Genomic DNA, 26,622 nt, shown 5'->3' with positions numbered 1-26,622 from the left:
CATATGAAAATGCAGTAGCAGAAAGAATAAATGGAATATTAAAACAGGAATTCATGATTGATAAATACAACCTAGATTTAAAAATCATGAAACAAATTGTAAAAGAATCAATCAGTATATACAATGAATTAAGACCTCATTATTCTAATTTCATGCTGACTCCAAACAAAATGCATATACAAAGTCAAATTAAAATGAGGACATATAAAACAAAAAACACTTGCAAAAAAGTTTTTGCAAGTGTTTAATTAAATATTTTTATCTAATAATCTGTATCGGTTATTCAGGACAAGACATCTCTATTTTTTAAATCTAATGTTATTCTGGTATTTGTTGACTCAAACAATGCAATGTTCCAAAACCCCAAATGAAATCGGTACAGCTAATTCCGATGATTTCTCGATCCGGAAAACATTCTGAAAGGATGTTCAATGCTTTTCGGTCATTACTGTCGTTAAAAGTTGGGACTAAAACGCAATTGTTCAAAATCAGGAAATTAGCGTAACTCGCAGGCAAACGCAATCCGTCAAACTCCAAACGTTTTGGCATTGGTAAAGCTACAATTATAGGCGGTTTACCATTTTCCAATTTGGCGTTTTGCAAGCGTTTTAAATTGTCTTGCAATGGTTTGTAATTATTATCCGCTGGATCTGTTTCTACAATTGTCACAATAGTATCCTCGTTTACAAATCGGCATAAATCATCGATATGTCCATGCGTATCATCGCCTTCAATTCCGTCACCTAACCAAATCACATTGGTAATTCCAAGGTATTCCTTGAAAACCGCTTCGTAATCCGCTTTGGTGAAATTTGGATTCCGAACCTGAATATCAGGATGCATTAAGCATTCTTCCGAAGTTAATAAGGTACCGCGTCCATTGGTGTCAATCGCACCACCTTCAACAATCACCGGTTTACCTTTGTACATGACTTGAGTCACAGGAATATTCAGAAATTCGCCCACTTTTGCAGGAACAAATTTGTCTAATTGTATGTTTTTATATTTCGCCCACCCATTAAAATTAAAGTTTAAAGCTTCTCTTTCGGTTCCGTTTTTAATGATTATCGGACCTGAATCACGCATCCAACTTCTATTGGTTTTATGTATGATGTAGGAAATATTTGCCAGCGCAACATGAGCCGTTTCCAGCATCGTATTTACTTTTTCTTTTTGGTTTTCATCGGCAACCACTAAAAAGACTTGTTCGAAAGTCGCTACCTTTTTAATGAATTCTACAAAAGCCCATTGAACCGCTTCATATTTTCCCGGCCAGTCTTTTCCATTATGAGGAAAACAAAGTAAAATTCCTTGTTGCTTTTCCCATTCTGCAGGGAATCTTCTATTATTTGTAGTCATACAGCGTTTCTAATTTTAAAGACTGCAAATATAAACATTCAGTAGGATTTTAAAATAGTTCGCAACCATTCATTTCGGACATTACATAAATTTATAAGAATAGTTTTGGTAATGATTATATAATATTGAGTTAATTTTTGTTGAGCTTCAGCTAGTTATTTTTGAATAAATTTAAAAATATACTTATGAGAAAATACGGTATTACACTATTAGCGGCAATTTTGGTATTGTCAAGTTGCGAAAATGACTCTAATAAAGAGGAATCTCCTGAGTTGGTTGTCAATGAAAATGCTGCCACTTTTAAAGAAATTGGTTCGATAACAATTGGTGGCGCCGGAGCTGCTGAAATTAGTGCGTATGATGATGTTTCTAAAAAATTATTTACCGTAAACAACAGTAATACGAATAGAATTGATGTTATAGATTTGTCTAATCCATCCAGTCCGGTTTTTGTAACAAGTATCGATTTAACACCATTTAATGGAACTTCAAATAGTGTGGCTACCTATAATGGAAAGTTAGCAGTAGCATTAGAAGCAAAACCAAATAAGCAAGATGCAGGAAAAGTGGTCGTTTTTAATACGGCTAATTACAGTGTCATTAAAGAAATTACGGTTGGCGCTTTGCCAGATATGATTACTTTCTCTCCTGACGGAAATTGTATCATGACTGCTAATGAAGGAGAACCAAATGATTCTTATTCGATAGATCCGGACGGTTCTGTTTCTATTATTGCGATCAACAATAATTATGCGGTTACGACTTTAAATTTCGGAAGTTTTAGCAGTCAATTGAGTACGTTGAAAACAAAAGGATTCAGAATAGCAAGTCCAACAAATAATTTTGCTTCTGATATTGAACCGGAATACATCACGATTTCTGCAGATTCTAAAACTGCTTGGGTGACTTTACAAGAAAATAACGGAGTGGCTAAAATTGATTTGGCAACCAAAACGATCACGAATATTTTTCCGTTAGGGTATAAAGACTATAATCTTGCCGAAAATGCTATCGATATCAGCGATAAAGACGGTGGCGTTTTGGCAAATGTATGGAAAGTCAAAGGAATGTTTCAACCGGACGCTATCACTAATTTTGAAATCAATAAAATTCCTTATTTTGTTACTGCAAATGAAGGTGATGCTAGAGAATATTCAGCTTTTGTAGATGTAAAAAGAATCAGCAGTTCGTCTGTTATTTTAGATCCAATTGTATTTCCTAATGCTGCAACTTTAAAAGCTGAAACAAGTATGGGAAGATTGAATATCAATACCAAAATGGGTGATACAGACGGCGATGGTGATTTTGACGAATTGGTTTCTTTTGGAGCACGTTCTTTTTCCATTTGGAATGGAAATACAGGAGAATTAGTATTCGACAGTAAAAATGAATTAGACAAAATAGCACAAGAATTAGGTATTTATGATGATGCCAGAAGTGATGATAAATCAGTAGAGCCAGAATCCGTTGTGGTGACTAAAATGGGCGATAAAACGATTCTTTTTGTGGGATTGGAACGAGTAGACGCCGTTATGGTCTATGATGTTTCGAATCCAGTTGCACCAAAATTTTTACAGACTTTTAAAACAGGTGATGCTCCAGAAGGATTGCTATTTATTCCAGCTTCAAAAAGTCCTACCAAAAGAAGTTTAGTCGCGGTCAGTAGTGAAGGCGACGGTGTCGTTAAAATATTTCAACCCGATTTGAATTAGATTTAGAAGTTTACTTTAAATAAAAATCCCTGCTAAGAATTATTTCTAAGCAGGGATTTTTAATTGTCGAAAGATACGTTAGTCAATCGCTCTTTTAGTAATATCTCCAAAAGCGTCAATTCTTCGATCTCTAAAAAATGGCCAGTTCTGACGTACATTTTCTTGTAAGTCTAAATCTACTTCGGCAATCAGGATTTCCTCTTTGTCGTGTGAGGCTTGCGCCAAAATTTCGCCTTGTGGTCCCGCAATAAACGAAGATCCCCAAAACTGGATTCCCGCCGTATCAGGTAAGTATTGCTCTAAACCAATTCTGTTTGCTGCTGCAACATAAACGCCATTCGCAACGGCGTGGCCTTTCATTACACTCATCCAAGCACCATGTTGGTTTACTCCATATTCCTCTTTTTCTTGTGGATGCCATCCAATTGCTGTTGGGTAAAACAACACTTCTGCACCTTGTAAAGCCGTCAAACGAGCAGCTTCCGGATACCATTGATCCCAACAAATTAAAGTTCCAACTTTTCCTTTTTTAGTTGGAATCGTTTTGAACCCTAAATCACCAGGTGTGAAATAGAATTTTTCGTAAAAATGAGGATCATCTGGAATGTGCATTTTTCGGTACAATCCCGCTTCTGATCCATCAGTATCTATGATGTATGCGCTGTTATGGTAGATTCCAGCCATTCTTTTTTCAAAGAAAGGAACAATGATTACAACTCCTAATTCTTTTGCCAAAGCGCTAAAAGCAATAAAAGAAGTACTGTACAATGGTTCTGCCAAAGCAAAATTATCTACATCTTCACTTTGACAAAAATAATGACTGCTATACAATTCCGGTAAAGAGATTACTTCCGCACCTTGACTCGCAGCATCACGCACCCAACTAATACACTTTTTCAAGTTATTTTCGGCGACATCGTTAAGGTTCAATTGAATAACTGCGATCTTATATTTTTTATTTGGCATACTCTAATTTTTAGACTGCAAAAATAGTGAATTTTATAAAGAGTAGAAAATGGTAAAATTGAAAATGAATTGAAAAATAAGTAGTTGTTATTTTACGATGGTAATTTCAAGTTTTATCTTTCTCAAAAGAATGTTAATAAGTACTAATCTAAAGTTAAACAGTAAATTAGTTTCGGGTAAGCTACTTGATTTGCGTACTTTTAGGTATGGAAAATATATTAGTAGTAGGTGCAAATGGCACCACAGGAAAAAAGATAGTGGCTATTTTAAATGTATCCAACAATTTTCACCCCATAGCCATGGTCAGAAAAGAAGAGCAACAAGCTTATTTTAAAGCTCAAAACATTGAAACTGTTCTGGGTGACTTAAAAGGAGATATTTCTTCTGTTTTTAATCGACCGATTGATAAAGTAGTGTTCGCTGCTGGCTCTGCCGGGAAAAATGTCCTTGGAGTAGATCAAGAAGGAGCAAAAAAACTAATTGATGCCTCCAAAAAAGCAAATATTAAGAAGTTTGTGATGTTGAGTTCGATGGGAGCTGACAAACCGGAAGCAGCGACTCAATTGCAAGAATATTTAAAAGCAAAGCACAACGCCGATGAATATTTAAAAACAAGTGGTTTAGATTTTAGTATTGTTAGACCTGGTTCTCTAACTAATGAAGCTGCTTTAAATACCATTGAGCTGCAAGAAAAGTTAAATAAACGAGGCGAAATTAGTCGGGATGATGTGGCGCAAACTTTGGTACAAACATTAGATGATACCGTAGCTAGCAACGCGACTTTTGAAATTATTAAAGGAGAAACTTCAATAGGCAAAGCACTTGAGAAAGTGAGTTAGATTATCTAATCTTGAGTAAATATTTATACCATTATAGTTACAAGTGGTTATTCAATTTGGACAAGTATTTGGTGTTTAACGCATGCTGTGACAACTTATTTTTTATTACTTTTTAGTACTTCTTTCATAATATAAATTTTGGATTTGGAGAAGCGCTAAATCACGAATAGTTCGTTATCAAATGGTTATGACAAATTTATTTAAAAGAGAAGGCGATTTAGTTTAAGGAATCAAATCAGAAAAAGTGCTACTTTATCTTATAGTCGTTGATGATTATTTTAATTCCTTCCGCGTATGTTGTTACTTTAAAATCGGGAAATGTCGTTTTAAATTTTGAAGACTCAAAGATGTTATCAATCGCATAACGAGGTAGTAATTCCTGTGTTTCTTTAAGGTTTTTGTCAAAAAATGAACCAATTTTTAAGACGAGCCAAGGCAACACCTTGTATTTTACTTGTCGTCCTAATTGATGTTCTATTTCGGCAATAAATTGCTTGTAGGTTAGCCTATTGTCATCGCAAGGTAAGTGCCAGGTTTGCCCGTAAGCAGTAGTCGTATTACCAATTAGTGCCATGGCTTTGCTTGCATCTGGAGTAAAGATAAGAGTTCGTAAGACATTCTCTTTTAAGAACACTTTGGGCTCTTTGCCTTTTTTGAGATTTTCGAAAATTAAACTGTTGGTCAGTCCCTTGGTTTTATTGGGACCATAAAACTCCGGAGCTCTACAAATTACGGCCTCAATTTCCTTGTTTGCAATGGCCTTCAAAAGCAGTTCAACTGCTATTTTCTTTCCCTTTCCTTTTTCTCCATTTGAGATTAAAGGAGTATTTTCTGTTTGGATTTTGCTGTCTTGCGGATAGGCATAGGTGTTGTCAAAATAGACAAGTTTGCAATGATTCTTTCTACAGGCGTTGATTACATTTTGCATTACGATAACCCAATCTCGAAGCCAAATCTGGGAATCGTACGGCAGCCCCACGGTAAGGTATGCTATTTCAGTATTTTCAAGCGCTTTTACAACACTTTCTGAATCCATTAGGTCTGCCCTAAAAAGTTCATCTTTTGGATCTACTTTTTGGGGATTGCGACCCACTAATTTAATGTGAGGCGTATAATTTTTTCGGAGCTCACGGGCCAATCCTTCTCCTATTATTCCGTTTGCTCCTAATATGGTTTGCATTTTATATTTATTTCTTGTGTCTTGTTTGCACGCTAAGATAAGAATAATAGTTTGGGAATATTTTAAAAAAAGCAGCAGCAATAACTACATATAATGAAGTGATAAGTTTAAATAATGGGAATTCAATTCAAAAGAGAAACAAAAGTCACTATTTTTGTTTCTTAGAATCATTTAAATACAGGATTATGAAAACTATTTATAAAGCAGCTGTACTTATTTTTACAGTCCTTTTTAGCAGCACTGCCGTATTTGCTCAGACAAAGGATGAAAAGGCAAATTTAATTGTGCAAGAAATGCTTACGGCGATGGGCGGTATCAAAAACTACAATGCGACCCATTTCATTCAATGGGATTTTGTGAACAGAAAAATATTTTGGGACAAATGGACGGGAGATGTTCGCATCGAGAACCCAGCAGCAAAGCAAGTGGTTTTACTAAACATAAACACCTTAAAAGGCAAGGCCTATGAGAATGGACTACTAGTGAATGATGATACCAAGACCCAAGAGCTACTAGTAAAAGCTAAAAACTGGTGGATCAATGATTCGTATTGGTTGGTGATGCCTTGGAAATTACAAGATCCAGGAGTACAACTAAAGTATATAAAAACTGACCAATTACCAGATGGTAAAACGATAGATATTTTGCAACTTACTTTTAATGCAGTTGGTGTAACCCCTGAAAATAAATACTGGCTGTATGTAGATAAAAAAGAGCATTTAATTACGCAATGGGCCTACTATAAAAACTTTAATGATACCGAACCAAAGTTCTTAAAACCTTGGAATAATTATCAAAAAACGGGTACTATTTTACTGTCTTTTGACAGGCCTAATGAAGATGTAGGACCAAAAAATGTAATTGTTAAATCAAATTTTGATGCCTCTATTTTTACAGAACTATAAAAAAGACCTTTTGTAATTAATTTTTGCAAATACACAAAAAAACCAGTCTATATCAGGCTGGTTTTTTTGTGTTATTGATTATTGATATTCCTATCTAACTCCTACAGGTCTTAATTCAAGAATATTTTTAGTGTTTCAATAAAGATATATAAGTTTAGCCCAAAATAAAATAAAGCAGGAGATGAAGCCCATAAACCGTCTTTAATTTTTAGTCTTACAATTACACCTAAAAACATCAATAAAGCTAGACCTCCGGAGGAGAGCAGTAAAATAGAGTCGTACAGCAAGCCAATTAGTAAACCTAAAGCTCCCACAATCTCTAAAACTGCAGTAAGCGTTCCAAATTTACTCAATCCAAAGCGGACAAATTCACTTTTCATTTTTGGATTTGTAAAATAAGCGATTCCATAGACTAAGAAAGAGAGACTCGAAAAAAGAATTAAAACTACTAGTAAACGCATTAGGCAATTAAATTAAGGGTTACGGCAGCAATATACAGACTTAGTAGCATCAGAAACAAAGATGGTATGCGCTTTTGCCAAGGATTATTCACTTTAAAGTGAAAATATTGTGCGCTCAACATCAAGAAAGCCATTAAAAGTGCTGGAATTAGCACGAGCGAAGGATACCAGATACCAGTTATAAGTAATGTTGCCAGTGCTATTTTCGTCGCTCCAACAAATGTTCGTGTAAAATCACTTAATCCATATTGCTTAAATTCTTTTACAATATTATCAAAACGGAATACCCATACAATAATAACAGAAATAGCAACAATGAGTTGTGCAATCACGGATAAATTTATCATTTTAGTTTTTTTTAATTTTCTTACTCTTTTGGCTTTTCAGTTACTGCCCCGTTATTTTATAGTGAGTTCTGGTCTTCACTTGTATACTTCTTGTTTAATTCGGTTTCAAAATTAATTTATAATTTTATGTTGGCTTTAAACTATTGTAACGGCTACGAAATTAGGATAAACTAGTACTTAAATCCGAACACTGTGAGATGGTCTGTGCTTGGTAATCGCTAATTTTAGTTAATCGAAAAACAGGATTCGGAATGGTAATGTTTCTGAGTCACAACTTAAACCAAAACGACGGTTGCCTATTCATCTTTGCTATTTAATTAGTTTTAATTTTTTTAATGCTTCTTTGGTCGAATTTAAGCGAATAATTGAAAATTCTTCCATATCTGTTTCTTGCTTTTCCACATTTGTAGCGAAAAAATAAACAGAATTATTCGTTTCTAAATACCCAACCAACCAGCCATTATTCATTTCATTTCTCATTCCCCAGCCCGTTTTTCCGCTTAAAATATAATTTTCCGTTTTCTCAAGCTGCATTATGTCTCTCATTATATTTTCGGTTCTTTTTGAAATCGGTAATTGGGAGAAATATAATCTTTCTAAAAAGTCAATTTGTTGCATCTGAGAAAATTTCGATTTTCCTTCTAGCCAAAAATTATCAATTGTTAAAGTATCGAAAATCATTCCATCATAATTTAATTTTTTCAAGTACGATTTCATTCTTTTTACACCTATCTTTCTCGCGATTTCTTGATAACAAGGAACACAAGAAACTTGAAATGCTTTTTTGAAATTCAAATCTTCTTCCCATTTTTTAAATCTACGCTTATCTCCGTTCCATTTAAAAATTGTAGAATCGTTTTTAATTATTCCAGATTCTAAAGCAATAATTGAATTTGGAATTTTGAAAGTTGATGCTGGAATTACTCCTGTTTTTGACCATTCAAAGTCGTTAGAATAATACGTTTTATTTTTTACATCATAAATTAAAATGGAACCTTTTACTTTTAAACTATCTAAAATATTTCCAAATTCGGACTTTACGATTTCTTTTGGTTTTAAATTTTTAGTTTGGCAATTTCCAATAAAGTTTCCAAATAATATTAGATTAAAAAGGACGAATAGCTTTCTCATTTTAGTTTATTTTTCCTTAGGTTGTCTGTTATGCTAAAATAACAAACAACTTATTTACAGCTATAAAGTATCAGACTTATCTGCCTTATTATGTTTGTAAAAGTCGGATTAATTTCAGACTAAATTCTTGAACGAATATATAAATAATTCTTTATAAATCATTAAATGAATTTAATTTAATGAAGAGTTTTGGTATACTTTGTAGTTTGAATCAGTTGTTTTAAATCTGTTATTTTTTTAATATTCTATTTAGCTAGGAGGTAGCGTTCACACTTAAATGTAAGGCGTAATTGAAATGGGCAACAAAGCGTTAATCTAGTTAGGTTTTAAAATACGGATGCAATTGTTCTAATGAAAATTTGATGGTATTGATAGACCTGATAGTAACGGCATCCTTTATGTCCTTTCTTTAAGGATATAAAGATAGAGTGAATAGCAGGAGCGGTATTGTTCTGGAAAGATAGCTTTCTGCTCCAAAAACACAGAGCAATATTATCTTTAATTAATTGGTTGTTAATAGTTAATGTATTTAATTTATAGTGTGTAGTTTGATTTTTTGTTGGGTTTTACAGACCCACAATTAAAGGCAAATCCTCTTAAAAAAATACCGTATTTAGAATAATTTTTTTGATTGTATTGTGTTCACTGATTTAATTTTTATAAAGTATTGAAAGTATTGTCAATTGAAAATAGTGATAAAGTCTTAGGCTATTCATAAAAATAGAATTTAGATTGAAACAAGTGTGTTGTAATGGGTTTATTGTAACGTAATATGGACAATTGCGTGTGTATTGCTATCTTTTTTACTTATAAGATATGGATTATGAAATAAAACAAAATAATATGAATTGAAATCCTTACATGTTCCAAAAAAAATAGATACTTTTGCCCAATAATTAACGAATTTTATTACATGAGGAATCTTTATCTTCTAACACATATCTTTTTTTTATTAGTGGCTGTTTCGGTTTTTGCAAATAGTAAAACAGGTTATAAAAGCCATGACAAAAAAATAGACTCTCCAAATCATAAAATTGAATTAGTAGCGCCTGTTGTTACTTTTGTTTATAATAACGATAGCAGTTGTTCTGGTACTCCAATAACATTTACTTCGAGTATAAGTGGAGATGCTCCTTATACTTACCAATGGGATTTTGGAGATGGAGGTGTATCTGCTGTTGCTAATCCCACTCATGCTTTCACAGCTGTTGGTTGTGGAACTCAAAATTTCAATGTAAAACTAATTGTTACTGATCGCAACGGAGTAAGCACGTCTCTTACAAAAGTTGTTTTGGTAAAGCAAAAGCCAGATTTGAAATTTGTAAATTTAAATCCGTCCTCCGGTACAGGTGCTCCTTTCGAAAAATGTGGGGATAATAATTCGGATCCTAGATATACAATTAATGTAGGTAATTCTTCTAGTTCATTTTCATGTATTGCCTCCTATAATATAGAATGGGGAGATGGGACTGTTGAAACAAATGTAACCTTTCCCAGAATGCATACCTATATGCGTTTAGGATCATTTAATATGGTTATAACAGCTATAGGTGCTAACGGCTGTACTAATGCAATCACGTATGTAGTTAAAAACTCAAATAATCCAATAGGAGCACTCATAGCTCCTGGAAATACGACTAATTTTTGTATTCCAGTTGCTCCAATGGATTTTGCTATAGGTTCGTGGGCACTCAATCCTTCAGATACGAATTATTCCGTTAATTATGGAGATGGCACCACTCGAAATTATACTCAAGCCCAACTGGAAGCCTCTGTTTATTATAATAGTATTAATCCGTCTGCCTCCCAAAACTTCCCTATTCCGCATACTTTTACACGCTTCAACTGTCCATCTGGCAACACCGTTGGACTAACCATAACAACTTCCTGCGGCAGTACTTTCCTAACTGCTGGTCCTATTGTTATTTTAGATGTTCCTGTTGTAGATTTTAGCGTTACTAGTATTGCTTGTGCCAATACGTCAGTTTTTTTTAATAATAATACGATTGCAGGATATACTAATGACTGTAGCACTTTTAATGTGTACACTTGGAATTTTGGTGATGGAACTCCAGTTTCAAGACAGGTCAATCCTAGTCATGTATACACAACACCGGGGATTTACACGATTTCATTGTTTGCAGAAACACCTTGTGGTATAGGAAGAACAGTTACCAGAACAATTTGTGTAGAACCTATTTTACAACCGACTTTTACTTTTGCAAGAGCGTGTGCAGGAACAGATGTACAAATCACCAATACCACAGATACGCGACAAAGTTGTGGAACAGAAAGTTATTATTGGGAAATCACTAATTATTTTGAAGGCTTTTGTGGTAAAAGACCTGAGCAATGGTTTTTTACAAATGGTACCGGTTCCTTTTCAAAAAATCCAGTAATTAATTTTGTTACGCCTGGGACGTATTATCTTAGATTAAGAAGCCGAAATTCCTGTGGAATCGACCAATATAAAACGGAAATAATTGAGGTTAAGAAAAAGCCAGTTACTACCTTAAATCCCATATCAGATTTTTGTAATTCGGCAACAATTAATCCAGTAGGTACAGTTGAAGAAAGTTGTGCTCCAACTTCTGAACTGACCTATCTATGGAGTTTTCCTGGTGGAACGCCATCGTCCTCGACCTTGCTCAATCCAGGATCAATTAATTATGCTGTAAGTGGAAATTATCAAGCTATTTTTAGTGTTTCTAATAGCTGTGGTACGACAACTCAAACGAGAAATTTCTCCGTAAACACGGTATTGTCTCCTATCATATCAGCAAAATCAGCCGAAATTTGTAGCAGTGGATCATTTCTGATTCGGCCTACTACTAATAGCACTGATAATGTTCCATCCAACACTACCTATACTTGGTCAAACCCTATTGTTAATCCTTCAGGTTCAGTTAGTGGTGTATTTTCACAATCATCACCTACAACGAGCATTGGTCAAACTTTAATCAACAGTACGAATAATCCAGCAACAGTAACGTATACCGTTTCACCGATAGCAGGGAGCTGTTCTGGGCCTAATTTTACGGTTACAGTAACGGTCAATCCATTGATAAATGTGGCTGAAACTATTAAAAACGCAACTTGTTTTGGATCTGATGATGGCGCTATCAATATTGCTGTAGCTGGCGGTATCCCTTTTGTAACAGGGCCATCCTATCTTTTTTCATGGACTGGGCCTAATGGCTTTACTAGCACGAATCAAGCTATTTCTGGTCTGAAACCAGGTATTTATAATTTAAGAGTTATTGACAATGGTACTTGTCCTTTTACAAGAAGTTATACGGTTAGAGAACCAGATAAATTTAGTTTTTCTGGATTTAAAAATGATATATCTTGTTTTGGATTAAATGATGGAAAGGTTTCATTAACAACTACAGGTGGAACTATGCCTTATGCTTTTGTATGGACTAGAAATGGAAACCCGCTTGCCACAACTGAGGATCTTACTAATTTGTCTCCAGGAACGTACAAAGTAACCATTACGGAAGCGAACAATTGTGACACCTTGTCCGAAATTTTTACAATTATTGAGCCACCTTTGTTAGAGGTAAAACTTGCTAGTCAAATGAATATTTTGTGCTATGGTGATTTTACTGGTGAAATTAATATAGTTACAACAGGCGGTAGAGCAACAGAAGTTTCACCTGGTGATTTTAATTATAGATACAATTGGTCGGGACCAAACGGATACAGCAGTATAAATCAGAATTTACGCAATCTAGCAGCCGGAACTTATAATTTAACAGTTACAGATAATTCTGGCTGTACAGATAACTTGCAAGTGATTTTACTTCAAAATAATGAAATACGGTTAGAGTTTTCAAAAACAGAGATAGCTTGTTATAACGATGCAAATGCTTCGATTACGATTACCAATATTACAGGAGGAATTCCATTTACAACAGGCAATCCATACCAAATAAAATGGAGTAATTTAGGTACAGGACTTGTTCAAAATAATTTATCGGCGGGTACATATACCATCACAATTACTGACGCATTAAACTGTGAAAAAGATTTTAATATAACCATTGACAATGCGCCGGTTTTTACGATAAATCCAATTGTAAAGCAGATTTCATGTTTTGGAGCAAAAGACGCTTACATTCGATTGAATCTCATGGGAGGGAAAGCGCCTGTTACTTTAGTTTGGGAGGATGATCCGAACGCTGGTATAGATCGAAATAACATAGGACCCGGAAAATATACCGTAACCATTACAGATGGTAAATTTTGCAAAATTAAAGAAACTTTCCTCATTGTAGAACCGTTACTACTAGAATTACGAGCTGATGTTTCGAATCCTTTAAGTTGTTTGGACGCGAATACTGGAGCAATCAATTTGGTTGTAACTGGCGGTGCGCCTCCATTTACATATTCTTGGTCCAATGGCGCTGCAACCGAGGATTTACAGAATCTCCCACCCGAAAATTACACCGTAACGGTAACGGATGCCAATGGTTGTAAAAAATCGGAATCTTGGAAGATAATTCGATTCGAACAATTGACACCTACCATTGAAGTGCGTACTGATTTTGATTGCGCTACAAAATATGTGAAAGAAACATTTATAGGAAATGTCAAAGGCGGTGTTCCTCCTTACCAATTAAGCTGGTCTGACGGTGTAGTTACCGGAGTGAACAATGAAATAATGAACACAAATAATAATGGCTTGATTATTTTCACTGTCACGGATAGCTTTGGTTGCACTGCAAATAGTACCTATAATGTAGCTACACCAGTTCTAGGGATAGCTAATTTCGAAACTAGTTCGTACGGAAATGATGTTTATAGTTTGTATTCAATTTTTGATCCGATACTATTCACCAACCTAGCCACGGGAGATTTTACAAAAATTTCATGGGATTTTGGTGATGGTAATTTTTCCGACGAGGAAAATCCTAAACATATTTATACTAGAGTAGGAACTTACACTATTAAGCAAACGGTTACGTATCCTTTTGGCTGTCAATACATGCATACTGCTACAGTGAATGTTGAAAAGGGGTACAGCCTAATAATGCCAAATGCATTTACGCCTAATAATGACGGCACAAACGATTCATTTGCTCCTGTATTCTTGGGTTTTATAGAAATGACTTTAGAGGTATATGACTCTTGGGGAAGTGTCATATATAGCGAAACTGGGCAAACTATAAAAGGATGGAACGGGAAGGTTAATGATTTAGATGCCGAAAATGGGAATTACTTTTTTAAGCTTAGCGCCAAAACATTTTACAACCACACCATAATCGAAGATGGTGCTTTCACATTAATTAAATAAAAGTAACGAATCCACTAATGAAAATTAAACTATTTATTATACTTATTTCGTGTTTCTTTTACTCCACATTAAGAGCGCAAGATCCCGTTTTTACGCAATATTTTCTAATTCCTGAAACCTTAAATCCAGGTTTTTCAGGCTTCATGGAAACCACCTACACCGGTATAATCCATCGAGAACAGTGGCCGGATTTAGATTTAAAAATTACTACAGACTATGCTTTTATCAATACTTGGAACGAAAGTATGAATAGTGGTTTTGGTATCAGTGTTTTAAATCAAAGAGAAAATGTTACTAATTATAATTTTTCGCAAGTCAATGCGAATTATGCATACCGAGTAAGAATTAGTGATGATTGGGAATTTAGACCTGCCATAGAAGTTGGGTTTGGACTTAAATCATTTGCATTTCAAAATTTACTATTGGAAGATCAGATAAATATTAGATCAGGGATTATAAATACCAGCTCTATCGATCCACTTTTGTTAAACGATAAAGTTAGCTTTTTTGATGCTACAGCAGGGATGGTTTTTAATACCGAAAACATGTGGATTGGCTTGTCTATGAAGCACTTGAATAAACCAAATATCTCCTTCACTCAAGATGGAAATATTCCTTTGAACACCTTTTTCTCTTTAAGCACTGGATATGAATTTTTATTGGCTAATTATATCGATGTGCAATTCTTTCCGTATGCAACTAAAATGTTTGTAACTGCTAATTATATGCAACAAGCTCGTTATAATCGTTTGGATATAGGAACATCTATCTTATTCGAGAAAATGTTTTTTGGCGCTACTGCTGTAACGAACCCTGCTAAAAATGGAATCAATAGCCATTTGCTAACATCGGTTAACCTTTTTACTGGCTTGCAATACGATCATCTGCGATTAGGAATCTCCTATGATTTAAATACTTCTAAAATTGGAAAAACGGGTGGTATTTATGAATTATCGTTAACATATCAGTTTAACCTAGATAAAAAATGTTTTGGCTGTCCCAACTATACAGGCAGGTAAAGTAAAAGCGAATTAAAGTATTTCTTAAAAAAAAAACACCAGCTGTTAGACTGATGTTTAGATACTGTTTACAAAGTACTGCGCTTCGCAAAACGGGTTTGTTTTGTGTGACTTACTTTTTACTAAAAATCTTTTTGAACAAGTTTACGAACCCCAAAACAAGGAGTCCAATTACGAGCCCGATTATAAATTCAGTTATAATAGAAGGTATTTGAGGTAAAATATGATGTAAAAAATCGATGTTATGTATAAATATACCTCCTGCTACTAATAATAGGGCAATAGTACCTATAACCGATAAACTTTTGATCACTTTAGGTAACGCTTGAACCATTAAATTTCCTATCGTTTTAGTAAAACTGTTCTCCTTGGAGCTAACTTGCATTAGTTTTAAACCGACTTCATCCATTCGTACAATAAGCGCTACAATTCCATAAACTCCTACAGTTGCTATTATCGCAATGATGGAAACTACCACTATTTGAGATGAAATGGGTTTGCCAATGACAGTTCCTAACGCTATAATTACTATTTCTACGGACAAAATAAAATCAGTTACGATGGCTGACTTTATTTTTTCTTTTTCGAATGCTAAAATTTGCTCTTCTGTTAATGGCTCTAATGAAATTTCAGGTTTCAAATGGGCATTTGGAAAGAAGAATTCGTATATTTTTTCAGCGCCTTCATAAGCTAAATAAAGTCCGCCAAGGACTAAGATTATAATTACGGCAATAGGTAAAAATGCACTTAGAAGAAAGGCAATGGGCAAAATGATTACTTTATTAAGAAATGAGCCTTTCGCTATTGCCCAAAGAACGGGTAGTTCTCTAGAGGAGATGAATCCCGAAGCTTTCTCTGCATTTACTGCTAAATCATCTCCTAGAATTCCAGCTGTTTTTTTTGCTGCGATCTTACTCATAACTGCAACATCATCCATCATTGCAGCGATATCATCTAATAATGCGAAAAAACCTGATGCCATGTTGATTGTTTTAGTAACTGCGGTGAACTATTTTTTTATGGAAAAAATTTTGTTCTAGCGCTTTGCTTGTTTATTCCTGCGAATCTAAAACTTTTTTTAATTACTCTATTTATAAAATGGAGAAATTTTAGTTTCGGTTCACTGAAAACCTTTCTTTTTGAATCGTTCTGTTTTTAGTTCTTTTGAAATAAAAATAATTATGTAGTTCAAACACATTTTTAAAGCCAAATTAAACTGGATTTTTCTAAAAATCATGAGTCGACCTATTCTAAAAGTCATTCCATATCAATTGCTAGCGAGGCTGTTTCTATGTTTCGGCTTGTAAAGCTTTCAAAGGCGATCCTAATTTGTACGATCCTGAAGATCTTTTATTAATTAGTGTAGTTTCCTGTCACATGAGGTCTTACTTATATGTTTGCGGCCAAAACGGTATTGATGTCGTTTCCTACACAGACGAAGCGGAGGCGACGCAGGAGGTTTCCGCTGATGGTAGCGGACGGTTTATTGCCATTCAACTGAATCCGAAAGTTTGTATCAGCAACGAAGAAAAAATGGAAGAGGCTCTTAAGTTGCACAAAAAAGCAAACCAACTCTGTTTTGTAACCAATTCTTGTAATTTTCCAATTCTGCATTTTCCAACTTTTGAATTTATCCATTAATTGTAACGCGTTTTTTTGAAGTTTTTTGGGCTTATTAAAAAATAGTAATTGAATTAGTCGGTTTTTTCCAAAAGAAGTTGGCCATAAAAAAAACCAGTATTTCGACTGGTTTTAATAAGCTTAAATGTTTCTAGATTTTTAAGAAACTAATTCCGTTTGATTTCTAAATACTAATTTTCCATCAAAGGCATCAATCAAAACGATGCTTTCCGTGGTTATTTTACCGGACAGAATTTCCTTTGATAATTCATTGAGCACCTCTCTTTGAATGACTCTTTTCACTGGTCTGGCGCCAAATTGCGGATCATATCCTTTCTCTGATAAATAAGCAATAGCTTCTGGAGTGGCGTCCATAGTAATGCCTTGAAGGGCGAGCATTTTAGTAACACTTTTTAGTTGTAAGCCTACAATTTGGGCAATGTTTTCTGTGGTCAATGGCGTGAACATCACAATTTCGTCAATACGATTGATGAATTCCGGTCGCACCGTTTGTTTCAATAATGCCAGAACTTCTATTTTTGCAACTTCGGTTGCGGCTTCGACACTTCCTTTTAGGTTTTCGAATTTTTCCTGAATAATTTGACTTCCCATATTCGAGGTCATGATGATAATCGTGTTTTTAAAATCAGCTAAACGCCCTTTGTTATCTGTCAAACGTCCTTCATCCAAAACTTGCAACAAGATGTTGAACGTGTCCGGATGCGCTTTTTCAATTTCATCCAATAAAATTACGGAATACGGTTTTCTTCGAACGGCTTCGGTCAATTGTCCGCCTTCATCATAACCTACATATCCAGGAGGCGCACCAACCAAGCGGCTTACGCTGTGGCGTTCTTGGTATTCACTCATGTCAATACGGGTCATCGCATTTTCATCATCAAATAAATATTCGGCTAATGCTTTTGCTAATTCGGTTTTTCCGACACCTGTTGTTCCGAGGAATAGGAAAGTTCCAACTGGTTTCTTCATATCTTGTAAACCGGCACGGCTTCTACGTACGGCGTCACTCACTGCCTCAATCGCTTCTTCCTGCCCTACGACTCTATGATGCAGTTCGTCTTCCAGTTTTAATAATTTTTCTCGTTCGCCCTGAAGCATTTTCATCACTGGAATTCCAGTCCATTTGGCTACAACTTCAGCAATATCCTCGCGGGTCACTTCTTCTTTTATCAACGAAGTTCCCGATTGGTTTTCTTGTAATTCCTTGAGCAAAATAGCTAAACGTTCTTGGGCTTCTTTGATTTTACCGTAACGAATTTCGGCTACTTTTCCATAATCGCCTTCACGTTCGGCACGTTCGGCTTCGTATTTGAAGTCTTCAATCTCCGTTTTTACGGCTTGAATATTGTCGACAACATCTTTCTCTGATTTCCATTTGGCGTAGATTTCATTTCGGTCTTCTTTAAGGTTGGCCAAATCCATTCCTAAAATTTTGAGTTTGCTTTCGTCTTTTTCTCGTTTAATGGCTTCAATTTCAATTTCCAATTGCATGATTTTTCGATCCAAAACATCTAATTCTTCGGGTTTTGAATTGATTTCCATACGTAGTTTTGAAGCAGCTTCATCCATCAAATCGATGGCTTTGTCCGGAAGAAAGCGGTTCGTAATATACCGTTGCGATAATTCGACAGCCGCAATAATAGCATCGTCTTTGATTTGGACTTTATGATGCGTTTCGTATTTTTCTTTGATTCCACGCAAAATCGAAATCGCACTTTCGGTATCCGGTTCTTCAACCATTATTTTCTGGAAACGTCTTTCAAGTGCTTTGTCTTTTTCAAAATATTTTTGATACTCGTCCAAAGTGGTTGCTCCAATGGCGCGAAGTTCTCCACGAGCCAACGCTGGTTTCAGAATATTAGCCGCATCCATTGCGCCTTCGCCACCTCCGGCACCCACAAGCGTGTGAATTTCGTCAATAAATAAAACAATATCACCTTCGGCAGAAGTCACTTCTTTTACCACAGATTTCAAGCGCTCTTCAAATTCTCCTTTGTATTTTGCACCGGCAATCAATGCTCCCATATCAAGAGAATACACGATTTTATCTTTCAGATTGTCTGGAACATCTCCATCTACAATTCGGTGTGCTAATCCTTCAGCTATAGCAGTTTTTCCCACGCCGGGTTCTCCAACAAGCATTGGGTTGTTTTTAGTTCTGCGCGTTAGAATTTGCAACACTCTGCGAATTTCCTCGTCACGACCAATAACTGGATCCAGTTTTCCAGATCGTGCCAGTTCGTTTAGATTTTTTGCGTATTTATTTAATGAATTATAGGTTTCCTCGGCAGATGCCGAAGTTACTCTTTCGCCTTTTCGCAATTCCTCTATGGCGGCTTTCAATCCTTTTCCGGTTATGCCTTGATCTTTTAATATTTGGGCTGCTTTGGTTTTAGAATCAAAAATGGCCAAAATCAAATGCTCCACAGAAACGAATTCGTCATTCATTTTTTTAGCGATAATTTCGGCTTCGTTTAGTGTCGTGTTTGCGGTTCGGGAAAGCATTATTTCGCCACCGGAAACTTTCGGGAAACTCTGAATTGTGCTATCCAATATTTGAAGAAACAATGGCACATTTACGTTCAATTTTTTCAAAATAAAAGGTGCCACATTTTCATCCACTTCAAAAATGGCCTTGAAAATATGCTCGTTTTCTATTTGTTGTTGCCCGTGGCTTTGCGCCAATTGTTGTGAAAGCTGGATCGCTTCCTGCGATTTGATAGTGAATTTATTTATGTTCATGATGTTATATTGTTTTGTGGTTATTTGACTAACTTTGCGAATCAATATTCAATTTATATTCCAATACAATAATAAAGACAAATTGACAGAAATTTCATGATTTTTATCATGTTTGAAAGTCAAAATGTCTTAAAACAAGACAATTATGAGTTTTTTTAAAAATATGTTCAATAGTTCAGAAGAAAAAGATTCAAACGAGAGCAAAATCAACTGGAATGAACTAACCGATTTAGGGCAACTAAATGAAATTATAGCTGCGTCGAATGAAAAACCGGTAGCCATTTTTAAACACAGTACCCGATGCAGCGTAAGTAGGATGGCGCTGAAACAGTTTGAAAATGAGTTTAATAGCTCAGATAAAGTTACACCTTATTTTTTAGATTTAATAGTGCATCGTGATATTTCTAATGAAATTGCAACTCGTTTTGGAGTGACGCATCAATCGCCACAATTGATATTAATTAAAGAAGGCAATGCTATTTATAATGTTTCGCACAGTGATATTGATGCGGAGGAGTTAGGGACGAAAGTCTAGTAAAAAGTTTTTTTTTAAAATAATTCACCGCAAATTCACTAATTTAATGTAGCCATTAGTTAGCGAATTTGCGGTTTTATTTTGTGGACAAACCGATGAGATCATTAGTAAGCGTTGATCATTTTTTCTTTTATTTCGGCCAAACAAAGGTTGTTGATACTTCCTTCGTGTGTGTGTTTGGTTTCTTTTGGGGATTGAAAAGTACCATTTTCCAGTTGTTCTGCAACGGCTTTATACGCATCTCTAAAGGGCATTCCTGCAACTACCATTTCGTTTAAGGTATCAACCGTAAACAAATAATTGTATTTTGGATCCGCAAGAATATTGTCTTTTACCTTAATATCTTTAATCGCAAAAATAGCAATGTCTAAACAGGCTTTCAGGTTTTGAATTGCTGGAAACAATCCTTCTTTCAACAATTGCAAATCCCTGTGGTATCCACTTGGAAGATTGTTGGTGATTAAAGTGATTTCGTAAGGCAGCGCTTGGATTTTGTTACATTTCGCGCGAATCAACTCAAAAACGTCTGGGTTTTTTTTGTGCGGCATGATGCTCGAACCAGTTGTAAGATGCGAAGGCAAAGTGATGAAATCAAAATTCTGACTCATGTATAAACAAACATCCATCGAGAATTTCGCCAAAGTTGCTGCCACGCTGCTCATAGCAAAAGCGACTGTCTTTTCTGATTTTCCACGGCTCATTTGAGCGGCAACCGAATTGAATTTTAAAGTTTCAAAACCTAATTCCTGTGTGGTGAATGTTCTGTTGATAGGAAATGAACTTCCGTAACCTGCGGCTGATCCTAATGGGTTTTGGTCTACAATTTTTAAGGCTGCATTTAACATCGTTATATCATCAATCAAGGTTTCAGCGTAAGCCGAAAACCACATTCCGAAAGAAGACGGCATTGCAATTTGAAGATGGGTATATCCTGGTAACAATACATTCTGGTGCTTTTCTGCTGATTCCATTAGTAAATCAAAAAGGCTTTTTACTTGCTCTTTCAGCTCTTTAACGACATCTTTCAGATATAAATTAACGTCTACCAAAATTTGGTCGTTACGAGAACGGGCGGTATGGATTTTTTTTCCGGCATCTCCCAATTTTACGGTCAGTAAATATTCAATTTTGGAATGCACGTCTTCAAAGCTGTCTTCGATTTCGAAATTACCGTTTTCAGCATCTTTTATTATTTCTTCCAAAGCCAAAACCAAAGAAACGGTTTCGGAGTCTGTTAAAAGACCAATTTGTCCCAACATTTTTGCATGTGCAATAGAACCTAATGCATCATATTTTGCCAGAACTAAATCCAGTTCTCTGTCGTTTCCAACGGTGAAATGTTCGATTTGCTTATCGGTTGGTATTCCTTTTTCCCAAAGTTTCATATATGGATTATTAGATTTTTAGACTGTTAGATTTTTAGCCCCGATAGCAGTGGAAATCCTTTTATTTTTTTCTTTAAAAAATAAAAGATTGCAACGTATAGCGGGATTAACTCCTGAAAATAATCAGGATAAATCCAAATTATTTTATTGTTTGAAAAAATCAGTTAGTATTTTGATATACAATTGAATTCCTTCTTCTATTTCTTTTATAAATATAAATTCATCTGCTGAGTGTGACCGCAGGGTTTCGCCAGGTCCTAATTTCAAGGATTGACAACTTAAAACTGATTGATCCGAAAGGGTAGGCGAGCCATACGTGGTTCTTCCCAGTGCGATTCCCGCTTGTATCAATCCGTGAGCAACCGGAATCGATGATGCGTTTAAATGCATCGAACGCGGATTGACTTCTGCAGTCAAATGTTTTCTTACGGTATCTAAAATTTCCTGATTGTTATAGCAATCATTCACTCTGATGTCGACAACCAAATGACATTCTGCAGGAACTACGTTGTGTTGTTTTCCGGCTGTGACTTGTGTTACGGTCATTTTTACGGGACCTAAAACCTCCGATGTTTTTTCGAATTGATAGCTGTTAAACCATTCGATCACGGGTATCGCATTATAAATAGGATTGTCCGGATTGTTGTGTGCGGCGTGACTGGCTGTGCCTTTTACGATGACATCGAGTACTAATAAACCTTTTTCGGCTACAGCCAGTTGCATTAATGTTGGTTCTCCCACAATGGCACATTCCAGTTCCGGTAAATGTTTCAATACGCTGTTTAATCCATTTTTTCCGCTGCTTTCTTCTTCGGCTGAAGCGACCATAACAATATTATAAAGTAGATTTTCATTCGAATAAAAATGTACAAAAGTGGCTAAAAGCGAAACCAGACAACCTCCTGCATCATTGCTTCCCAATCCAAATAATTTACCATCTTTTACGATAGCTTCAAATGGATCATTGGTATAGCCTTGGTTTGGTTTTACGGTATCGTGGTGCGAATTCAGTAAAAGCGTTGGTTTGGACTTATCAAAATGTTTATTGAAAGCCCAAATATTATTATTCTCTCTTTCGAAAGGGATACTATTTTGTTTAAACCAATTTTCGATTAAAAGAGCTGTTTGGTCTTCTTCACTTGAAAATGAAGGCGTTTCAATCAGTTTTTTTAATAGCGCAATGGCTTCTTGTGTAAGGATTTCTATACTCTTCATAGTGTAATTGTAGTGTACAATGCGGTCTTGTCTTGCAACATGCGGTGATGACCAATTTTTATTTTTTGAACTCCTTTAGATAAACTATTGAAACAGTTGTCTAATTTAGGAATCATGCCCGAATGTATCGATTTTTCGGCTTTTAATTTGGAATATAATTCTTGACTGATGTTCTCAATTACGGAAGAATCGTCTTCGGCATCGAATAAAACGCCCGGCTTTTCGAAACAATAATTCAAAGTGACATCGAAAACTTCCGATAAAGCAATTGCTAATTCACTAGCAATTGTATCTGCATTCGTGTTTAATAATTGTCCCTTTCCATCGTGTGTGATAGCGCAAAAGACGGGAACAATACCATTTGAAAGCAACGTTTCCAATAATTGCGTGTTCACTTTTTTCACATCGCCCACAAAGCCATAATTGATGGTTGGGTGGTTTCTTTTATCGGATTGAATTAAATTTCCATCAGCACCGGAAAAACCCATTGCATTGGTATTTTTAGCTTGTAATTGGGCAACAATATTTTTATTGATTTGACCTGCATAAATCATCACAACTACATCAAGCATAGCGGCATCGGTGATGCGTCTTCCATCAATCATTTGAGGTGCTAAACCTATGCTTTCAGCCATTTTAGTAGCTGATTTTCCGCCACCATGAACGAGTACTTTATTTCCTTCAATCTTAGAAAAATCAGATAAAAATTGTGATAATTCTGTTGGATTATCAATAATGTTTCCTCCGATTTTTATTAGCGTTACTGGTTTTTTATTTTCCATTTTCCAATATTTTTTGCAACACTAATTGTGCGGCATAAGTTCTATTGTTGGCTTGTTCGATAACAATTGAATTTTCGCTGTCAATCACTTCATCAGTAACAATTACATTACGTCTTACCGGTAAGCAGTGCATGAATTTAGCATTGTTTGTTAGTTTCATTTTATCGGCAGTTACAGTCCAATTTGGGTCGGAATTTGTAATCTGACCATATTCCTTGTAATTACTCCAGTTTTTGGCGTAGATAAAATCAGCATTTTCGAAAGCTTTATTCTGGTCGTATTCAATCTTAGAATCTTTCGTGATTTCAGGATTCAATTCGTAGCCCTCAGGATGCGTAATAACAAAATCAGCATCTTGTAACTGCATCATTTCCACAAAGGAATTTGGAACTGCTTGAGGTAACGCTTTAGGGTGTGGTGCCCAAGTCAAAACCACTTTGGGTCTGTGCTTTGTTTTGTGTTCCGCCATAGTTATTGCATCGGCTAGTGATTGTAATGGATGCCCTGTAGCACTTTCCATATTCACGACTGGAACAGTGGCGTATTTCAAAAATCCGGAAAGTACGATTTCGGCATTGTCTTTTTCTTTATCTACCAATCCGGCAAAAGCCCTGATAGCAACAATATCGCAATATTGGGAAACTACCGCAGCGGCTTCTTTGATATGTTCCGAAGCACCCGAGTTCATGATGGCTCCATCTTCAAATTCAAGTGTCCAACCTTCACTGGTAAAATTCATTACCATGACGTTCAGTCCTAAATTAAGAGCTGCTTTTTGCGTACTCAAACGCGTTCTCAAACTCGAATTGAAAAACAACATTCCTAAGGTTTTGTTTTTACCCAGTTTTTTGTTTTTAAGTGGTTTTTTCTTGATTTTTAAGGCTTGTTTCACCCATTTGTCTAGCGAATCTATGTTTTGTATGGAGATGTAGTTCATTGTAGTTATGAATTATGAATTAGGAATTGTCCAAAAATCTAACAATCCACTATTCGAATTAAATTATTTTAGTAAAAGGTATTTCGTTTTTTAGAGCTTTCAAAATAAAATTGTCTTCCAATCCATTGACAATCCAAGTTTCAATATTGGCTGCTTTGGCTATTGCCGAGGCTTCTATTTTAGATTGCATTCCGCCGGTTCCGTGCGAGGATTTCGAATCGCCAATCTCTTTTTCTAACACTTTTAAATCGGTTACCAAAGAAATGGTTTTAGGAACGGCATCATGGATGGATGCTTTGGTGTAAATCCCGTTTGTATTGGTAGCAATAATAAGAATGTCAACATTTAATAAAACGGCAGTTAAAGCAGCTAATTTATCATTATCACCAAACCGAATCTCATCCGTTGCCACAGTATCATTTTCATTGATAATTGGAATATAGCTGTTTTTGACCAACACATTGATGGTGTTCACGATATTTACTTTGGATTGTTCTTTTTCGAAATCAGAATACGAAAGCAAACATTGTGAAATCAGCAATCCTAAATCACTGAAGTTTTCATGATAAATCCGCATTAAATGGGGTTGACCAATAGAAGCCAATGCTTGTTTTACAAAAACATCTTTGTCTTGATTTTCCAGTTTTACAAATTGTTTGGCAGCAGCAATAGCACCGGAGCTTACAATAATAAACTCGTAATCGTCTTGTAAAGCGGCTATTTGCATGCCAATGTCTTCAATCTTTCCTCTCGAAATGTGATTGGTTTCTTTGGTTAATGTATTACTTCCTAACTTTAATAAAATTCTTTTTTTACCTGATTTGTCCATTTCCGTAAATATACCACTTATTAGTAACTAAATGTTGCAAACCAATTGGTCCGCGTTGGTGTAATTTGTCTGTGCTAATCGCCAATTCTCCTCCTAAACCAAATTGTCCTCCATCAGTAAATCGCGTAGAGGCGTTTTGGTAAACGGCTGCCGTATCTACATTTTCCATGAATTCCTGAGCAATTGCATCATTTTTTGTGATTATCGAAGCCGAATGTCCGCCACAATATTTATTTATTTTGTCAATCGCTTCTTGGTCTGAATTGGTTGTTCCTATGACAATTTTATAATCTAAAAACTCTTCGTACCAAATTAAATCGGATTCAATCTGAGGAACGTTTGCTACTTTTGAAATACTTTCATCTCCCAAAACAGTAACGTTTCTTTGTTGCAGTTCGGCAATTATTGTCTTTGCAAAAGCTTCCCAATTTTCAATATTTGTATCAATTAATACTTTATCTAAAGCATTGCAAACAGATATGTTTGAGGTCTTTCCATTTATTATGATGGCAAGTGCTTGGTCTAAATTAGCTTCAGCGTTTACGTAAACAAAATTATTTCCTCGACCACTTATAATGACTGGGCAGGTCGCGTGTTTTTTTACAAAAGCAATTAGGTTTTCACCACCACGAGGAACGATTAAATCTACTTTTTGTGTTGGTTTTTCTAAGAAAGCCTGAGTTTCTTCTCGATTGTAATTCAAGTATTCTACCCATTCTGTCGCAACATTGTTTGCTGCTAAGGCTTGGTGCCACAATTCAACAATTTTTAAGTTGGATTGCAAGGATTCTTTTCCGCCTTTCAATAAAATTTTATTTCCGGATTTAAAAGCGATTCCACCAGCTTCAACTGTAACGTCAGGTCTGGATTCATAAATAATCATTATGGTTCCAAAAGCTGCTGTTTTATTGATGATTTTCATTCCATTTTCGTGATCGAAATTAAAACGCTCCACACCAATAGGATCTTCTTGACTTGCTAATTGTTGCAGGGATAAAATCATCCCGTCAATTTTGGCATCATCAACCAATAAACGTTTTTCCGTTGCTAAATCATCTCCAGAATAATTATTGATATCCTGTTGATTCACCGTTTTAAGGTTAGCTCTTTCTTCTTCAAGAAGTTCGGCCATGTGACTTAAAACTGCGTTTCGCTTTTCTATTGGTAATAGGTGGTTCATTGCTTTTGGTTTATTGTTTTAGTAGAAAAATCTAAACATGTAAGTCATGTAAGTTTTTAGTTCTTGGTCAATTTTAATGTATTGGAAATAAACTTTGAAAAGAATACTTAAGTGCTATTGACTCATTTTTTCTTAAACTTAAATGACTTATATGTTAA

22 protein-coding genes are annotated in these 26,622 nt (G+C 35.4%); 8 read left to right on the top strand and 14 right to left on the bottom strand.

The features are described 5' to 3' along the window. Positions 1-248: integrase core domain-containing protein (locus BLS90_RS13430; protein WP_139171429.1), on the top strand; the 248-nt coding region annotated here is incomplete at its 5' end. Positions 249-318: 70 nt separating this feature from the next. Here the strand turns inward: BLS90_RS13430 and BLS90_RS13425 are convergent. Then, positions 319-1,359, bottom strand: a complete 1,041-nt coding sequence (locus BLS90_RS13425; RefSeq protein WP_091258521.1) for an agmatine deiminase family protein — start codon at positions 1,357-1,359, stop codon at positions 319-321. A 185-nt stretch (positions 1,360-1,544) separates the two neighbouring features. On the opposite strand from BLS90_RS13425, the gene BLS90_RS13420 reads away from it, so the two are divergent. Further along, on the top strand, positions 1,545-3,071 hold the full coding sequence (locus BLS90_RS13420) for a choice-of-anchor I family protein (RefSeq protein ID WP_091258519.1): 1,527 nt from the start codon (positions 1,545-1,547) through the stop codon (positions 3,069-3,071). Between the two features lie 78 nt (positions 3,072-3,149). Here BLS90_RS13420 and BLS90_RS13415 read toward each other — a convergent pair whose 3' ends face one another. Next, positions 3,150-4,037, bottom strand: a complete 888-nt coding sequence (locus tag BLS90_RS13415) for a carbon-nitrogen hydrolase (RefSeq protein WP_091258517.1) — start codon at positions 4,035-4,037, stop codon at positions 3,150-3,152. Between the two features lie 206 nt (positions 4,038-4,243). Between BLS90_RS13415 and BLS90_RS13410 the strand changes: the two genes are divergently transcribed. Next, complete coding sequence (locus tag BLS90_RS13410; protein ID WP_091258514.1) at positions 4,244-4,876, top strand: SDR family oxidoreductase; 633 nt, start codon at positions 4,244-4,246, stop codon at positions 4,874-4,876. A gap of 247 nt (positions 4,877-5,123) precedes the next feature. Here BLS90_RS13410 and BLS90_RS13405 read toward each other — a convergent pair whose 3' ends face one another. After that, positions 5,124-6,056 (bottom strand): NAD-dependent epimerase/dehydratase family protein, encoded by a 933-nt coding sequence (locus tag BLS90_RS13405; protein WP_091258513.1) that lies wholly within the window; start codon positions 6,054-6,056, stop codon positions 5,124-5,126. Between the two features lie 185 nt (positions 6,057-6,241). On the opposite strand from BLS90_RS13405, the gene BLS90_RS13400 reads away from it, so the two are divergent. After that, on the top strand, positions 6,242-6,961 hold the full coding sequence (locus tag BLS90_RS13400; RefSeq protein WP_091258511.1) for a hypothetical protein: 720 nt from the start codon (positions 6,242-6,244) through the stop codon (positions 6,959-6,961). Positions 6,962-7,071: 110 nt separating this feature from the next. On the opposite strand, the gene BLS90_RS13395 is transcribed toward BLS90_RS13400, so the two are convergent. The 3 genes from BLS90_RS13395 to blaOXA form a co-directional block, all read right to left on the bottom strand. Next, positions 7,072-7,422 (bottom strand): DoxX family protein, encoded by a 351-nt coding sequence (locus tag BLS90_RS13395; RefSeq protein WP_091258509.1) that lies wholly within the window; start codon positions 7,420-7,422, stop codon positions 7,072-7,074. After that, entirely contained in the window at positions 7,422-7,769 is a 348-nt protein-coding gene (locus BLS90_RS13390) for a DoxX family protein (RefSeq protein ID WP_091258507.1), read from the bottom strand. The genes BLS90_RS13395 and BLS90_RS13390 overlap by 1 nt, the downstream gene beginning before the upstream one ends. Before the next feature lie 309 nt (positions 7,770-8,078). Next, a complete protein-coding gene (gene blaOXA, locus BLS90_RS13385) occupies positions 8,079-8,900 on the bottom strand; it encodes a class D beta-lactamase (RefSeq protein ID WP_091258506.1) in 822 nt (273 codons plus the stop codon). A gap of 913 nt (positions 8,901-9,813) precedes the next feature. On the opposite strand from blaOXA, the gene BLS90_RS17155 reads away from it, so the two are divergent. Both BLS90_RS17155 and BLS90_RS13375 read left to right on the top strand, forming a co-directional pair. Next, entirely contained in the window at positions 9,814-14,199 is a 4,386-nt protein-coding gene (locus BLS90_RS17155; protein WP_091258504.1) for a PKD domain-containing protein, read from the top strand. A 17-nt stretch (positions 14,200-14,216) separates the two neighbouring features. After that, entirely contained in the window at positions 14,217-15,218 is a 1,002-nt protein-coding gene (locus BLS90_RS13375) for a PorP/SprF family type IX secretion system membrane protein (RefSeq protein ID WP_091258501.1), read from the top strand. A 112-nt stretch (positions 15,219-15,330) separates the two neighbouring features. Here BLS90_RS13375 and BLS90_RS13370 read toward each other — a convergent pair whose 3' ends face one another. Further along, positions 15,331-16,200: a DUF808 domain-containing protein gene (locus tag BLS90_RS13370; RefSeq protein ID WP_091258500.1), complete on the bottom strand. Its 870-nt coding sequence runs from the start codon at positions 16,198-16,200 to the stop codon at positions 15,331-15,333. 347 nt (positions 16,201-16,547) lie between these two features. On the opposite strand from BLS90_RS13370, the gene BLS90_RS13365 reads away from it, so the two are divergent. Beyond that, positions 16,548-16,859 (top strand): OsmC family protein, encoded by a 312-nt coding sequence (locus BLS90_RS13365; RefSeq protein WP_317039417.1) that lies wholly within the window; start codon positions 16,548-16,550, stop codon positions 16,857-16,859. 138 nt (positions 16,860-16,997) lie between these two features. Here BLS90_RS13365 and clpB read toward each other — a convergent pair whose 3' ends face one another. Next, positions 16,998-19,601 (bottom strand): ATP-dependent chaperone ClpB, encoded by a 2,604-nt coding sequence (gene clpB / locus BLS90_RS13360; RefSeq protein WP_091258526.1) that lies wholly within the window; start codon positions 19,599-19,601, stop codon positions 16,998-17,000. A 145-nt stretch (positions 19,602-19,746) separates the two neighbouring features. Here clpB and ytxJ point away from each other — a divergent pair, with 145 nt between their 5' ends. Next, complete coding sequence (gene ytxJ / locus BLS90_RS13355) at positions 19,747-20,136, top strand: bacillithiol system redox-active protein YtxJ (protein WP_091258498.1); 390 nt, start codon at positions 19,747-19,749, stop codon at positions 20,134-20,136. A gap of 104 nt (positions 20,137-20,240) precedes the next feature. On the opposite strand, the gene argH is transcribed toward ytxJ, so the two are convergent. From argH to BLS90_RS13325, 6 genes are all read right to left on the bottom strand, one after another. Continuing rightward, entirely contained in the window at positions 20,241-21,521 is a 1,281-nt protein-coding gene (gene argH / locus BLS90_RS13350) for an argininosuccinate lyase (protein WP_091258496.1), read from the bottom strand. Positions 21,522-21,665: 144 nt separating this feature from the next. After that, positions 21,666-22,736, bottom strand: coding sequence for a M20 family metallo-hydrolase (locus BLS90_RS13345; RefSeq protein WP_091258494.1), 1,071 nt, complete (start codon positions 22,734-22,736; stop codon positions 21,666-21,668). After that, a complete protein-coding gene (gene argB, locus BLS90_RS13340) occupies positions 22,733-23,518 on the bottom strand; it encodes an acetylglutamate kinase (RefSeq protein WP_091258493.1) in 786 nt (261 codons plus the stop codon). The genes BLS90_RS13345 and argB overlap by 4 nt, the downstream gene beginning before the upstream one ends. After that, positions 23,508-24,455 (bottom strand): N-acetylornithine carbamoyltransferase, encoded by a 948-nt coding sequence (locus BLS90_RS13335; RefSeq protein WP_091258491.1) that lies wholly within the window; start codon positions 24,453-24,455, stop codon positions 23,508-23,510. The genes argB and BLS90_RS13335 overlap by 11 nt, the downstream gene beginning before the upstream one ends. 58 nt (positions 24,456-24,513) lie before the next feature. Next, positions 24,514-25,284, bottom strand: a complete 771-nt coding sequence (proB, locus tag BLS90_RS13330) for a glutamate 5-kinase (protein ID WP_091258490.1) — start codon at positions 25,282-25,284, stop codon at positions 24,514-24,516. Continuing rightward, positions 25,268-26,464, bottom strand: a complete 1,197-nt coding sequence (locus BLS90_RS13325; protein WP_091258488.1) for a glutamate-5-semialdehyde dehydrogenase — start codon at positions 26,462-26,464, stop codon at positions 25,268-25,270. The genes proB and BLS90_RS13325 overlap by 17 nt, the downstream gene beginning before the upstream one ends. Between the last annotated feature and the right edge of the window lie 158 nt (positions 26,465-26,622).

Source organism: Flavobacterium omnivorum, assembly GCF_900099915.1.
Classification (GTDB): Bacteria; Bacteroidota; Bacteroidia; order Flavobacteriales; family Flavobacteriaceae; genus Flavobacterium; species Flavobacterium omnivorum.
Note: the sequence above shows the minus strand (reverse complement) of the source record. Positions and strands in the feature narration are given on the sequence as shown.